This window comes from Pseudoalteromonas sp. BZA4, from assembly GCF_040104395.1.
Taxonomy (GTDB): Bacteria; Pseudomonadota; Gammaproteobacteria; order Enterobacterales; family Alteromonadaceae; genus Pseudoalteromonas.
Window position 1 is genome coordinate 1 of the sequence record NZ_JBECOT010000036.1, and the last position, 13,602, is coordinate 13,602.

Genomic DNA, 13,602 nt, shown 5'->3' on the forward strand with positions numbered 1-13,602 from the left:
ATGTCAGGCACCAAGAAAAGGAAGAGGTGCAAGAGCAGGCGCAGTTAACACTGCAGTAAACAACGCCCCCTTCTAGGGGGCTAATGCAAAGCCACCTTCTTTAGAAGGTGGATCTTTTACTTTAAATTCGAGTGAATGTTTACGATATGGTTTTACTTTCATGATTACTGACTCCAAAAAGGTGTCTACTTTTATGGAGTCAGATCATTTTGCCGAGCGGTGCGGTTGTTGGGTTTTGAAACACCCCTCAGCCCCAAGGGGGCATTTTGCCTAGCACCCAGAGCCTAGCGCCTATAACTCAAATCTAAGTACCACTTCAGCCTCTATTAAAGCAACTTTTGTTCTATTTATAAGCGGTCAAGTTAAACTATGCTTAATCTACAAATAACCTTGAAAAATGTGTGCTTATTTGATTGAAAACTAATCATTTAAGACTAGAGTACGATGGTGTTTGAATACATCTTATAATACAATCTGCGGTCTGAACTATAAGTGAACTCAATCACTTAGTACACAATATCGGTAGGGTAGCATAGCGTGGGTACATACGACTTAAAGCGTATTGTTGAAAGCATTTCAAATCTTAAAAGTGAGAACTTTTATAATGCAATATGCCTGTCTTTATCAGAAGTGCTTGGTGCTTCTCATGTTTTTTTAGCTCAAGTCGATGAGTCAACTTTGCATGCAACGACTATAGCTTTGTGTGCGCATGACGAAATTGTTGAAAACATCAGCTACGATATCCGCTGTACGCCTTGTAACAATGTCAGCTGTGGCAGTATCTCTAGTTTCAGCTCTGGTGTTCAGCAGTTATTCCCAGATGATCAGCTACTTGTCGATATGGGTATTGAAGCCTATGTGGGTGTGCCTTTACAAAGTATATCGGGTAAAACCGATACCATTCTTGTCGCGCTATTTCAGCATGAAATAAATGATGCGATGCAAATTGAGTCTTTTTTCTCGTTATTTACTGGTCTTATCCAGCGTGAAATCGAAAAAGACCGTTTTATTGCTAAATTAGATTTTGCAAATCAACTTATAGAACAAAGCCACGAAGCGATTTTTATTTGCGACCACAATGTACATATTACCTACGCGAATACCGCATTTACTAAAATGACGGGTTATTCGTTGGATGAAGTCTTAGGGCAAAATCCAAAAATTTTAAGCTCAAACAAGTATGACCCGCATTTTTATAAAGCAATGTGGCACCAAATTAATACTGAGGGAAAGTGGTCTGGTGAAATCACCAACAAAACCAAACAAGGTAAGTTGTACACGCAATTTTTATCGATAACCAAAATGCAAAATAATGGTGAAGATTGCTATGTGGCGTTTATTTTGGATATCACTGAGAAAAAAGAAGCTGAGCAGAAAATTTATTTTCATGCAAACCACGATCAACTCACCGGTTTGACCAATCGTTTTTACTTCAAAGAGTACTTATGCCAGTTGCTATCATCTTTGTCTTATCAAGATGATGAGAATACTAACTTAGCCGTTATCTACTTTGATGTTGATAAGTTTCAAGATATCAACACCGTTTACGGTTTAACCTTTGGGGATAAGGTTTTATGCGAGCTTGCAGAACGCCTCGATGAAAGCTTTAAAGAATCTGCTTTTTCGCGGATCGATGGTGATAGTTTTGCTATTTTACAAACTTATCAGCATGTCAGTGAACTTGAGCATGTTTGTAAACAAATTACCGCGTTACTTGTTGAGCCCGTTTCTATTGGCGGCATTAGTCAGCAGGTGTCAGTTACGCTGGGTATTAGTCAATTTGAGCAAACTAGCGCTGCTAGCTCACAAGAAAAAATCGAAAGAATTGCTCGTCGTTTAGTTCGCCAAGCTGAGCTTGCTACCTTGAATGCAAAACAAACAGGCGATGAATATCTGTTTTTCAGCAAAGAGATGGATAACAAGGTTAAAAAGCACAACTTACTGGTTGAGCAGCTTACACAAGCCGTAAAGAACAACGACATAGAAGTGTATTTTCAACCTATTATTGATATTGAAAATAATACGGTCGCTAAATTCGAAAGTTTAGTGCGATGGAACAACCAAGGGCAATGGGTATCACCTGCTGAGTTTATTCCGTTAGCAGAAGAGTCGCGGGTGATTATTCCCCTCGGTGAACTTGTATTGATTAAAACCTGCCAGCAAATAAAGGTGTTAGAAGCACAAGGTTATGAAAACTTTGTTTTTAATGTGAACCGTTCTTTATTTGAATTTACTGAGTTTAACCCTGAACGTAATGCATGGCTTGAGATTATTAAAGGGCAAGGGGTTAAACCATCTCAAATTTCATTTGAATTAACTGAGAGTGTTTTAGCGCCAGAAAATACCAACCATCTCGATGTGTTAAAGCAGTTGAAGCAAGCTGGATGTTTAATTTCGCTAGATGATTTTGGTACGGGTTATTCGTCTCTTAGTTATTTACGCCGCTTCCCAGTTGATGTACTAAAACTAGATAAGTCATTTATTGATGAAGTGCATGTTGATTTAGGCGATGAAGCGCTGGTTAAATCGATTATTCAAATGAGTCGTGTTTTGGGTATTAAAGTCGTTGCTGAAGGAGTTGAAGAGCGCGAGCAATTGGCTGTGCTAACCGAAGCCGGTTGTGACTATATACAAGGCTATTACTTTTCTAAACCATTGCCAGCAAATGATGTAATTCCATTTTTAACGCAATTTTCTCGAGAGCAGTAGGTAATTACTGTATGATTTTGACATCAAACAGTTAGCAAAGCTTGTGATGTCAGAATTAACCGCAAAGCAAAACATAAAGGCGATTGTTACAGCCATTAAGGCCGAAGAGCAATCGCTTAGATCGCATTACCCTATTCTTAACCAGCAAAACGCCATTGCGATGATTATTCTGCTGGCGTCGTTGTTTTCACTAATCGGTGTTGCGACACTTTATTACTTAGCGATTATTCCCTCGTGGCTTTGCATCATTCTGGCTGCCTTTATTACCTCGGTATCGCATGAGCTTGAGCATGACCTTATCCATAAGCAGTATTTTAGTAATCACCCTTTCATACATAACTTTATGATGTTAACCGTGTGGCTTATGCGGCCCAATACGGTTAATCCTTGGTATCGCAGAAAGATTCATTTACATCACCATAAAGTATCCGGCACCTCACAAGATTTAGAAGAGCGTTTAGTGGGCAATGGCATTAAATCGCCATTTTTAAGAGCCTTGGTCATTACTGATGGTCTGCTAGGTTTATTAATCAATACCAAGCGATTTAATAAAGAAATTAGTGGTTTTAAGTTTTTAAGCGTGTTTAATGCGGGCTTTCCGATTGCAACCGCGTATTTTGCGATTCTTTATGGGGTAATTGCTTATTATGCTGTGCAGTTTGTGCAGCCGTTTACATTGCCGCCGTGGGGAGCTGAGTTACTGGCGGGAGCTGAGTTTTTAATGGTGGTACTTATTGTGCCTAATATCATTCGCTCAACGTCTCTTAACTTAGTGACATCTTCAATGCATTATTATGGCGGTGTAAATAACTTGCTTGAGCAAACGCATGTGATCACCAGCCGTTGGTTTTTACCGTTTCAGTTATTTTGTTTTGATTTCGGCCGAACCCATACAATCCATCATTTTGTGCCGAACCAGCCCTTTTACATTAGGCAATTGATTAGCAAAAAAATACGCCTTATTATGGCCCAGCATGGAGTACGTTTTAATGATTTACAAAGCTTAAAACATGCCAATCACTATCCAGTAAAAGAGCAGCCACCTCAACAAGGAGTTTAATATGAAGGTTACCGGTCGTTGTCATTGTGGTGAGGTAACTTACCACGCAGAAGTGGATGAAAATAAAGTGATTAACTGTCACTGCACTGACTGCCAAATTATCTCGGGTGCGCCTTTTCGTACGGTTGTGGTGTCTGTGCCAGGTGGGGTTACCTTTACAGGTGCTGAGCCAAAAGAGTATATAAAAGTTGCCGAAAGTGGTAACCAGCGTGCGCAAGGGTTTTGTGGTAACTGTGGTACGGCCTTATACGCGACTTCTGTAGGTGCAGGTGAGCGTATTTATGGCTTACGTATTGGCGCCGTAGAGCAAGCTGATGAACTTATCCCTAAAGCGCATATTTGGTATCGCTCACATAAACCTTGGCTAGATAGCCTTAGTAATATGAGTGCCTTTGAAACCGCACCTAAATAGCTGTGGTTTCATATTTATTGCTGGCCGATGGTGATATTTCGGCCACTTAAATAACCAAATAAAGCACACAACAGGCTAGATGCAATACACAGCCAAAGTGCTCCTGCCCAGTTATTAAAATAACTATGTAAGGCGCCCGCAATAATAGGGCCTGTTGCAGCCAATAAATACCCGATACATTGCGCCATACCCGATAACGCCGCAGCTTGCATTGAGTCATGAGTACGCAGGCTTACAAATGATAAGCCTAAGATAAAGCAGGCACCTGAGCAAAACCCTAAGGTGACTGACCAAAGCATAGCAAAACTAGGCGCAACTAATAATCCAACAGAACAAAGCGCGCCAAGTAATGCCAAGCTTAGGGTTAAGATGCGTTGATCTTTTAATTTGGCAAGTAGTGGAATAAGCACAATACCTGGTAGCGCTGAGGCTACTTGAAAGGCGCCTTGCAAAGCACCCGCGTGCTGCGCACTATGGCCGCCTTCTATTAAAATGCTGGGTAGCCAACCTAGCATGATATAAGTGAAAAATGAGTTAAAGCCAAGCAATAACGTAATTTGCCAAGCAAGTGCAGAGTGCCAAATTTTGCTTTGTGTATTGTTCGACACATGTGCCTGTTTTGGCATGGTATGTTGCTTAAGTTGTGGTAACCACACAACAATAGCCAGCACAACCAATAAGGCATAACTGGCAAGCGCCAATTGCCAACCAAGTTCTTTATACTCAGCCAGCGGAATGATGAGTGCTGAATAGCTGCCACCAAATATGCCCATCGCTAAAACATAACTAGACGTCATCACAGCGACTTTGTGTGGAAAGTCACGTTTTATTAAGCTTGGTAATAACACATTGCCAATCGCGATACCGACACCAATTACAGCGGTACCAATAAATAGTACGGTGGCAGAATCAATAACACGAGACACAACCCCTATGCCTATGAGTACCAGGGCAATAAACAGTGATACTTCAAGGCCGCATTTTTTAGCAAGGCTTGCAGCCATAGGTGAAGCAACAGCAAATGCAATTAAAGGTAAAGTCGTCAACATGCCGGCTTGTGATGCATTTAACTTAAATTGTTCAATGATCTGTTCAAGTACCGGTGCAATACCAGTGATAGGGGCACGTAAACTAGCTGCAATAAGAAAAATGCCCAGCACTAAAAGAAGGTTACGAATTAGATTTTGAGAAGATGACACGCTGTTTAGGAACTATAGCAATAGGTACATTTATCATACCAAAACACTAAACAGCGTGGGTGAACTATGAGATAGCTCACCAAATAATGCGGTTACTTAAAACTGATAACTTGCTGATAACATGGCGTTGCGCGGTCTACCCGGAAAGTAGCGGTCGCCACTAAATGTGGTGTAGTCAGCGCGCTCTGCATAACGCTCGTCAGTTAAATTGTTTATTCGTGCCGTCACACTAAGGTTAGCTGATAGCTGCCACGCTGCTCGTAAATTTACTAATGAGTGGCCTTGGTAACTATGCTGGTTTTCAGGGTCAGTAAAGTAGCTGCTGGTGGTATGTAGCTCAAGACCAACACGCGTCATGTCGTTTGCTTGCCAAAGTAGCTGCAAGTTCGCGATGTTACGTGGAGCAGTATCTATGAGATTACCATTGATATTAATCCCGCTGAGTAATTGGTCATAACTGTATGTATGTTTGGCGTGGCTCGCGGCTAACTGCATAGATAGACTTGGCGTAATGGCATAAGCTAACTCAAGCTCAACACCACGGTGCTGGGTTTGGCCATCATTGACGTAATAAAAATCACTGTCGCGGAAAATTACGTTCTTTTTATTCATTGCATAAAAGCTAACTACATAATGCAACTGTGCTTGTTGACCTTTTAAACCAAGCTCTAGGTTTTTAGCTGTTTCAGATTTTAGATCTGCGACATTTTGTTCACGCTGTAACTGATAAAGCTCTGCCGCTTGCGGTGCTCGATAACCTTCTGAAGCATTGGCGTAGATAAACTGGTTTTCAGCATATTGATAGCTTAAACCAAGCTTAGGCGAAAAGTTGGTAAAGCGATTTACACCGCTTTCTGGTCGAGAATAGCGACATCCACCCATTGCGCATTCTGTGCCATCTTCTTTTGTACGACCAGCCAACATATGGTTGTTGTAGTCATATCGCATACGCTCGTATCGGCCACCAAGGCTTATAAGTAACTCATCAAGTTGCCAATCAAGATTCACAAACGGTGCTAATAGGGTGCTTGTTACTTGATAATCATAATGTTTGCCTTGTGGCACGGTGGCGACTAAAAATGCTGAGCCTTCAGTTGGGCTATCTTGATATTGTAAAAAATCAGCATCCGTAAGCTCACCATCAAAGCCAACAGTTAACAGGCTAGAACCTGTTAACTTATGCTGCCAGCTTGTTTGTAGGCCAACACCTTGCTGAGCATTTTCTTCAAGGGGAGTACCCGGTAAAAAGTGCTTAAAGAAGGTCATGTTTTGATCGCGGATATAAGGCGTTAGGGTAAAGCTGTTAGCCTCATCTTGTGTCCAGTTTAGCTTTGACCAAACACGCAAAGAGCGAGCTTTACGAAATGCATCAGGATTAAAATTAGACTGAGCTATTTGCTCATCCTTATAGCTTTCAAAGCCCTCGATGTAGCCAGCTGTTTGCTGATCTAAATGGGTGTAAGTCAGGCCTGTACTTACACTTAATTTTTCGCCATCAAAACGGTGGCGTAGCGAAAGTTTTTCTTGATCAACACTTTCGTCATCACGATAACCGGTATCTCGGGTGAGCGTGGCATTAATGCCTAAACCTTGCTGGCCAAAGTCACGCCCCGTACCAAGTTTGTAGCGAGTGTAGCCAAACGAGCCATAATCAAAACCAAGTTGGTTGTGGTCATAGGTCGTATCTGGCGTGATCACGTTGACTACACCATGCACTGCATTTGAACCATAAAGGGCAGAGCCCGGGCCTTTCAGTACTTCGATACGTTCAGCCATTTCTGTGTGGGCTTCGAATAATTCATTGATGTTGCAAAAACCAGCTGCGCGAAGTGGAATACCATCTTCAGCGGTAAGTAAGCCACCGCAGGCACCAGCACCAGAAAGTACAGGCGAACGTAGAGCGGGTAAATACTCTTGGCCGTTACCGTGTTGAAGATTAGCACCGGCCACTTGCTTAAGGGCTTGTTCAATATGGGTAGGAGCGATTAGGGCTAGTTGCTTTTGTGAAATACTGCTGACCACAACTGGCAATGGATCTGCCAACACTTCGCTGCGCGAGGCGGTTGTTGTAATATGTTCTAGCTCATTATTAGCGAAAGCTTGATGGTTAAATAATGAGGTGCTCACAAGCACTGAGAGTATCGACAACTTCATGAAAACCCTTTGGTTAGGTACAACAAAAACCAAAGGGTAACTGCTTTTTAGGATGGGTAAAAGCTTTCGCGATTAATAACTTTGTCTGTTATGCGCTACGGCGATGTACGGCAAAACCTGCCAGTACTGCAACTAACCAAAATAAGCTACTGCCGCCAGTACCATTTCTGTGCGTGACATTAGCTACTTTTTCTTCTTTAACGCGGGTTTTCGTAAATAGTGCCAAAGAAGTTTAAAGAAATGTAAAGATTGGCTTTCTAATGTGTTGATATGTAAGCAGTTACGTTTTTAAATTGTAACCCTTCATCTATGATTCAGGCTAAAACGTTAGGCTTTTTATCAAGAGCAAACGTTGAGGGTCTCTATTATGAATAAATTACTTACTATCTCAGTTGCCATTTTAGGTTTGAGTTTGATGCCTATGGAAGCAAACGCGAAACATGATCGTGACCATGATAGATATGAACATAAGCACGAACGTAAAAAGCATAAAAAGCATAAAAAACACCACAAACATCACCATCATGACAGACATGATCGTTACGATAGATACGACCGTTACAGCTACCGTGATTTACCACCTGGTTTATACAAAAAAGTAGGGCATGGTGGTGGCTTACCACCAGGTTGGTATAAGCGTTATCACCATGGTGATATTCTTGACCGTGATATATATCGTCATGGGCGAGTGATTAAACGTCGCGACCGAAATGGGATTATTGCCATCGAAATCGATGACCGCCTTATTCATCTAGTACACGATACGCGAGAGATTTTATCAATCGTTACTCGCCATCGTTAATCCTGTCAAAAGCCGCTTAGCGGCTTTTTTTAGCTGTTTCATACCCAGTTCAGAAAAACTTGCTACGCTTAATTGGAACTAACAAAAGGAGCACTCGTATGAAAGCATTGTTAACAGTTGCAGTAATAGGTTTGAGCTTAGTGACGGCTGGCGCACTTGCGAAAGATAAAGACAAGGATAAGGACAAAGGTAAAAGCCTGCCACCTGGCCTAGAAAAGAAACTTGATAATGGTGGCGATTTACCACCTGGTTGGCAAAAAAAATTACGTAAAGGCGATATTCTTGACCGTGATATTTACCGCCGCGGTAAAGTGATTAAATCACGAGACAGAGATGGTCTAATTTCAATTCAAGTTGACGATACTGTCGTGCGTTTAGTGGAAGATACCCGAGAAATTATTTCTATTCTGAGCCGCTAATTTTGCTTGAATCGATCATGACTTATGGATTGAGTTCACTATTGGCCATGTTGCTAGTGGTCTCAATCTTGCCATTTTCATACTCCCAACATTACTTAATTCGCAGTTGTGACTTTGTACGCTTACAAGTGGCTTACCTTGCTTGTGCGAGTTTAATTACTGCAAGCTATTTAATCAGTCGAACGGGCTCTGTGTTTTATATTGGTTGCGCTCTGGCGAGTATCATCGTGCTGCTTTTACAAGTTGGCTGGATTTATCCTTACACAAGGCTCGCTAACAAAGAAGTTGCCTCAAGTAATAAAAGCGATAAGCACAGTATTCGTATAATGTCGGCAAATGTACTGATGTCGAACAATGAATATGACAAACTCATTGGCTTAGTTAAAACGCACCAACCTGATTTCCTCATTACGTTAGAGTCTGATCAAACTTGGCAAAATGAACTGAGCAGTTTAGAACAAGAGTACCCATATCGTGTTTACTGCCCAAAAGATAATCGTTATGGCATGCACTTGTACAGTAAGTTTAAAATCAAACAACAGCAAGTTTGTGAGCTTATAGAAAGCGATATCCCCTCAATCCATATTTTGTTTGAAGATGCCGATGGCGTAGAAGTACAAGGGCACTTTATTCACCCTGCTCCTCCGAGCCCCACAGAAGAAGACAGTTCACGACCCCGTGATACTGAGCTGATAATTTTAGCGAAAGCACTTAAAAACAGACAGCGACCTTGTATTGTTGCCGGTGATCTAAATGATGTTGCATGGTCGCGTAGTACCCGCTTGTTTATGCGTATTAGTGGTTTGTTAGACCCACGTAAAGGGAGAGGCTTTTTTAATACGTTTCATGCCAGTTATTTCTTTATGCGCTGGCCACTTGATCACCTTTTTCATAGTAATGAGTTTAGTGTTAAGCGTATTGAGCGTTTGGCTAAGTATGGCTCAGACCATTTTGCACTACTTACTGAACTTGTTTATAACCCCGATTCTGACAATCAAAAACAACAAGCGCAGATTGATAAAGAAAAAGCAGTGGATGAGTTAAAAATGCCAGCAGCGTCTAAGCAGCAAGTGCCAATGTTTGAAAAGTGATAACCTTATTCAGGGCGGACAATTAGATATAAGAAAGGGCTCTAACGAGCCCTTTTTTGTAGTTAGTCGTTGATCATAATGGTTTTGATATTAACAAATTCTCGTAGTCCAAAGCCGCCGTGTTCACGGCCATAGCCACTGTCTTTTACACCACCAAATGGTAAGTTCGGCTGCGCAAGACCATAGCCATTAATATTAACCATGCCGGTATCAAAATGGTGCTTTGCAAGCTCAATGGCTGCTTGTTCGTCTTTTGAGAAAATACCGCCACCAAGACCATAGCGAGAGTCATTAGCAATTTGCATAGCCTCATCATTATCTTTTGCTCTGATAAGCGATGCTACAGGGCCAAATAATTCATCATCATAGGCGGGCATGCCCGGTTTAATGTTTTCAAGCAGAGTCGGGGTGTAATAAAAGCCTGTGTGCTCAGCAACGTTACCGCCGGTAACAATGCTCGCACCCGCATTTACTGATTCAGTCACTTGCTGATGAAGTTTATCGCGCAGATCTTTACGGGCCATTGGACCGAGCGTGGTTTTTTCATCATTCGGATCACCAAGAACAACTTGTTCAAATTGCTCTTTAATTAAGGCTTTAAAATCATCGTATAAAGCATCAACAACAATAAAGCGTTTTGCAGCAACACAGGTTTGCCCGTTATTGATCAAGCGCCCTTGTGTACATGCGGTAATCGCGGTATTTAAGTCAGCATCATCGAGTACAACATAGGCATCGTTACTGCCAAGCTCAAGTACCGTTTTCTTAACCTGTTTACCTGCAAGCTCAGCCACTTTTTTGCCTGTTTCGTCGCTACCAGTAAATGTCACACCTCGGATAGCTGAGTGCTCAATAAGTTTGCTTGCGGTTTTGCCGTCAATCAGTAGGTTTTTAAAGCAATAGTCATCAAAGCCAGCTTGAGCAAATAATTGCTCAATTTTTTCCGCCATGCCAAATACATTGCCAGCATGTTTTAGCACCGTGGTATTACCCGCCATGATATTTGCACAAGCATAGCGAATGACTTGATAAAGCGGGAAGTTCCAAGGTTGGATACCTAAAACGACACCGATTGGTTGGTAGCTAATAATTGCACGGCCGTCTTGCATATCACGGCTTTTATCAGCAAGCACTTGTGGCCCTTGCTCTGCGGTATAGCGACAAATTGCAGCGCAAAGCTCAACTTCTTGTAGGCCTTGTTGATATAACTTGCCCATTTCATCGGTCATTAATTGGGCTAACTCTTGTTGATTAGACTCAATTACTTGTGCAAGTTGATTGAGTAATTTAGCGCGCTGCTCATGGGATGTGGTGCGCCACTTTAAAAAAGCTTGATGACATTGGTCAACTTCACTCTGTGCTTGTTGCAGCGACAATAAATTATACGTATTTAAGGTTTGCTCATTGGCTGGATTGATTGTAGTAACAGTATCAGTCATCATTATCTCCTTACAAAATTGTAGGAAAAGGTTTGCAAGGCTAATACCTAATTTTTCGCTGTTCTAGCTATTTGATTTAATTGCCTTTTATTTTAATTTAATCTTAGCTGGGCACTTTTTTTCTGTAAAAACTGCAACAGGCTGCAAAACTTACAAGGAATACGTAATGACAAATTCTGTGTTAAATACCAAGCTTGCGATTATTCAAGCGCCAATGGCGGGTGTGCAAAACGCCAAACTGACAGTGGCTGTTTGTGAAGCTGGGGGGCTTGGCTCGTTACCTTGCGCTATGCTCTCGGTTGAGCAACTAGTCTCAGAGCTTGATTACATTAGTCAGCATACGGACAAGCCGTATAACCTTAATTTCTTTTGTCATCAAACACCTGACTATACACAGGCTCAGCAAACTGCATGGCATAATGTACTTGAGCCTTATTTTGATGAGTTTGCTGTCGATGCCTCACAATTTACCCGTAACGCTTCACGTCAGCCTATTAATCAGCAAGTGATCGATATTATCGCCCCTTATAAGCCTGCCGTTGTGAGTTTTCACTTTGGTCTGCCAAGTAAAGAGATTGTTTCTCAGATTAAAGCCTGGGGCGGGACGGTTCTTTCATCAGCCACAACATTAGATGAAGCTCGCTGGCTACAAGCAAATGGTGCCGATGCGGTTATTGCACAAGGGATTGAAGCTGGTGGTCATCGAGGCCATTTTTTATCGATGGATTTATCGCTACAACCAACCACTGTGCAATTAGTACGAGAGTGTGTAAAGCTTGATATTCCCGTAATTGCAGCAGGTGGAATTTGCACAGCGGAAGATGTAGCTCAGTACCAAGCATTAGGTGTATCTGCTGTGCAGGTAGGGAGCGCTTACTTACTTTGCGAAGAAGCGACAACAAGTGCTTTACATCGTGAAGTATTAAAAACGGTTAAGCCAAATTCAACTGAATTGACAACCTTATTCTCTGGCCGACCGGCCCGAGGAATACGCAACAGAGTGATGCAAGAGTTAGGCGCGATGCCAGAGCAGGCGCCGCCTTTTCCGTATGCATCGATTGCGATGACGGCATTACGTGCAAAAGCAGAGGCTAAAGGCGACAGTGGTTTTTCACCGCTTTGGTGTGGTGAGCGCTTTGTGGCTCGAGAAGGTATTAACGCCCTGCAAATTACTGAATTACTAATGCAAGGTTGGCAATCTTGACAGATACCCAGTTACTTCCACTAGGTGATAGTTATCATCAGCTAGCCTGTGAATTTCGTAACAAACTTGCAAGGCAATGCGCTATAAAGCGGTACGCAAAAGGTGATGTTTTATTGCAGCAAGGCGACGAACAAGATGCAGGTTACTTAATTATATCTGGGGTGCTTGGGGCGTTACATGCATCCTCGCAGGGGGCGCAAAAGTGTAAAGAGTTTTACTTTCAAGATGAATTTGCATTACTTTATGGTAACTGGTTAACTAAAGCTCCAGCGCTTTATCAGCTAAAAGTAATACGTGATGCTGAGCTTATTAAGGTGCCTTTGGTTTTATTTGATAGTACCGACTGGCAAGTAATAAAACATAAACTAATTAGTCAGCAATTATTGTTTAAAGAAGCAAAAGAAGCGTTTTTATTACTCAATACTCCTGAGCAGCGTTACCAATATTTACTAGAACAAAAGCCGCATTGGCTTGAACAACTGAGTTTAAACGAGGTTGCTATGTATTTAGGGATCTCTGCGATTTCTTTATCGCGAATTAGACGGCGTCTTAACTTAAGTTAAGGCGCAGCAAAATAGTGAACATTACACTGCTGATTTTTCAGGAGTCGTTATGTTTATTTTATCTCAGTGCTTAGTTGCCATTGCCACATTACTCGATTTGGCTTCATTTCAGTTTAAACAAAGGCAGGCAATTTTAGCTTGTTTGTTTAGCTCGGTTCTACTGACATCTGTGCACTTTATGCTGCTCGATAACTTTAGTGCAGCTAGCTTAATGCTGATTGCAGCACTACGTTATGGCTATTGTATTTTTGCCCGCAAAAGCTGGGTGATGATAGCTTTTATGCTTTTGAGTATTAGCGCAGTACTATTTACTTGGCAAAGCTGGGTTAGCTTTATCGCGTTGTCGGCAACATTACTGCAAACTTATGCTTCATTCCAAGGCAAAGATTTTACCTTACGCATACTGATGATTGTTGGCACGATTGGTTGGATAGCCCATAACGCTTTGGTTTTTTCACCACTAGCAGTGGTAATGGAAACGGTATTTTTAGTAAGTAATTTAGTGGGCTTATGGCGCTTTTATGTTCACCCTAAGCCCGCTTAAATTTGA

At 41.8% G+C, this 13,602-nt stretch carries 13 protein-coding genes; 9 read left to right on the forward strand and 4 right to left on the reverse strand.

Annotation, left to right across the window (positions count from 1 at the left end; all coding sequences use genetic code 11):
• Positions 1 to 537 precede the first annotated feature (537 nt).
• The 3 genes from ABMY41_RS14425 to ABMY41_RS14435 are packed head-to-tail and all read left to right on the forward strand — an operon-like array spanning position 538 to position 4,181.
• On the forward strand, positions 538 to 2,709 hold the full coding sequence (locus ABMY41_RS14425) for a GGDEF domain-containing phosphodiesterase (RefSeq protein ID WP_287244086.1): 2,172 nt from the start codon (positions 538 to 540) through the stop codon (positions 2,707 to 2,709).
• 46 nt (positions 2,710 to 2,755) lie between these two features.
• Entirely contained in the window at positions 2,756 to 3,769 is a 1,014-nt protein-coding gene (locus ABMY41_RS14430) for a fatty acid desaturase (RefSeq protein ID WP_062566115.1), read from the forward strand.
• A 1-nt stretch (position 3,770) separates the two neighbouring features.
• Positions 3,771 to 4,181, forward strand: coding sequence for a GFA family protein (locus ABMY41_RS14435; protein ID WP_175081098.1), 411 nt, complete (start codon positions 3,771 to 3,773; stop codon positions 4,179 to 4,181).
• A 14-nt stretch (positions 4,182 to 4,195) separates the two neighbouring features.
• On the opposite strand, the gene ABMY41_RS14440 is transcribed toward ABMY41_RS14435, so the two are convergent.
• The 3 genes from ABMY41_RS14440 to ABMY41_RS14450 form a co-directional block, all read right to left on the reverse strand.
• A complete protein-coding gene (locus tag ABMY41_RS14440) occupies positions 4,196 to 5,380 on the reverse strand; it encodes an MFS transporter (RefSeq protein ID WP_289098230.1) in 1,185 nt (394 codons plus the stop codon).
• 96 nt (positions 5,381 to 5,476) lie between these two features.
• On the reverse strand, positions 5,477 to 7,534 hold the full coding sequence (locus tag ABMY41_RS14445; RefSeq protein ID WP_349275180.1) for a TonB-dependent receptor: 2,058 nt from the start codon (positions 7,532 to 7,534) through the stop codon (positions 5,477 to 5,479).
• 88 nt (positions 7,535 to 7,622) lie between these two features.
• Entirely contained in the window at positions 7,623 to 7,760 is a 138-nt protein-coding gene (locus ABMY41_RS14450; RefSeq protein WP_175080233.1) for a hypothetical protein, read from the reverse strand.
• 141 nt (positions 7,761 to 7,901) lie between these two features.
• Between ABMY41_RS14450 and ABMY41_RS14455 the strand changes: the two genes are divergently transcribed.
• The 3 genes from ABMY41_RS14455 (at position 7,902) to ABMY41_RS14465 (ending at position 9,846) form a co-directional block, all read left to right on the forward strand.
• The gene (locus tag ABMY41_RS14455) at positions 7,902 to 8,336 is read left to right on the forward strand and encodes a hypothetical protein (RefSeq protein ID WP_175080235.1); all 435 of its coding nucleotides are present in this window, start codon (positions 7,902 to 7,904) and stop codon (positions 8,334 to 8,336) included.
• A 98-nt stretch (positions 8,337 to 8,434) separates the two neighbouring features.
• Positions 8,435 to 8,755, forward strand: a complete 321-nt coding sequence (locus tag ABMY41_RS14460; RefSeq protein WP_062566111.1) for a hypothetical protein — start codon at positions 8,435 to 8,437, stop codon at positions 8,753 to 8,755.
• Positions 8,756 to 8,772: 17 nt separating this feature from the next.
• A complete protein-coding gene (locus ABMY41_RS14465) occupies positions 8,773 to 9,846 on the forward strand; it encodes an endonuclease/exonuclease/phosphatase family protein (RefSeq protein WP_175080289.1) in 1,074 nt (357 codons plus the stop codon).
• Between the two features lie 62 nt (positions 9,847 to 9,908).
• Here the strand turns inward: ABMY41_RS14465 and ABMY41_RS14470 are convergent, their stop codons facing one another.
• Entirely contained in the window at positions 9,909 to 11,285 is a 1,377-nt protein-coding gene (locus ABMY41_RS14470) for an NAD-dependent succinate-semialdehyde dehydrogenase (protein ID WP_349275212.1), read from the reverse strand.
• A gap of 166 nt (positions 11,286 to 11,451) precedes the next feature.
• Here ABMY41_RS14470 and ABMY41_RS14475 point away from each other — a divergent pair, with 166 nt between their 5' ends.
• From ABMY41_RS14475 to ABMY41_RS14485, 3 genes are read left to right on the forward strand one after another with little or no spacing between them, the layout of a single operon-like run.
• Positions 11,452 to 12,489, forward strand: a complete 1,038-nt coding sequence (locus tag ABMY41_RS14475) for a nitronate monooxygenase (protein WP_349275183.1) — start codon at positions 11,452 to 11,454, stop codon at positions 12,487 to 12,489.
• On the forward strand, positions 12,486 to 13,052 hold the full coding sequence (locus ABMY41_RS14480) for a Crp/Fnr family transcriptional regulator (protein ID WP_287245583.1): 567 nt from the start codon (positions 12,486 to 12,488) through the stop codon (positions 13,050 to 13,052). The genes ABMY41_RS14475 and ABMY41_RS14480 overlap by 4 nt, the downstream gene beginning before the upstream one ends.
• Positions 13,053 to 13,101: 49 nt before the next feature.
• Positions 13,102 to 13,596, forward strand: a complete 495-nt coding sequence (locus ABMY41_RS14485) for a YgjV family protein (protein ID WP_175080242.1) — start codon at positions 13,102 to 13,104, stop codon at positions 13,594 to 13,596.
• Positions 13,597 to 13,602 lie beyond the last annotated feature (6 nt).

Coding starts and splice junctions, on each gene's coding strand:
- ABMY41_RS14430 (WP_062566115.1), top strand. CDS start 2,756: ATGTCAGAATTAACCGCAAAGCAAAACATAAAGGCGATTGTTACAGCC.
- ABMY41_RS14435 (WP_175081098.1), top strand. CDS start 3,771: ATGAAGGTTACCGGTCGTTGTCATTGTGGTGAGGTAACTTACCACGCA.
- ABMY41_RS14445 (WP_349275180.1), bottom strand. CDS start 7,534: ATGAAGTTGTCGATACTCTCAGTGCTTGTGAGCACCTCATTATTTAAC.
- ABMY41_RS14455 (WP_175080235.1), top strand. CDS start 7,902: ATGAATAAATTACTTACTATCTCAGTTGCCATTTTAGGTTTGAGTTTG.
- ABMY41_RS14460 (WP_062566111.1), top strand. CDS start 8,435: ATGAAAGCATTGTTAACAGTTGCAGTAATAGGTTTGAGCTTAGTGACG.
- ABMY41_RS14465 (WP_175080289.1), top strand. CDS start 8,773: ATGACTTATGGATTGAGTTCACTATTGGCCATGTTGCTAGTGGTCTCA.
- ABMY41_RS14470 (WP_349275212.1), bottom strand. CDS start 11,285: ATGACTGATACTGTTACTACAATCAATCCAGCCAATGAGCAAACCTTA.
- ABMY41_RS14475 (WP_349275183.1), top strand. CDS start 11,452: ATGACAAATTCTGTGTTAAATACCAAGCTTGCGATTATTCAAGCGCCA.
- ABMY41_RS14485 (WP_175080242.1), top strand. CDS start 13,102: ATGTTTATTTTATCTCAGTGCTTAGTTGCCATTGCCACATTACTCGAT.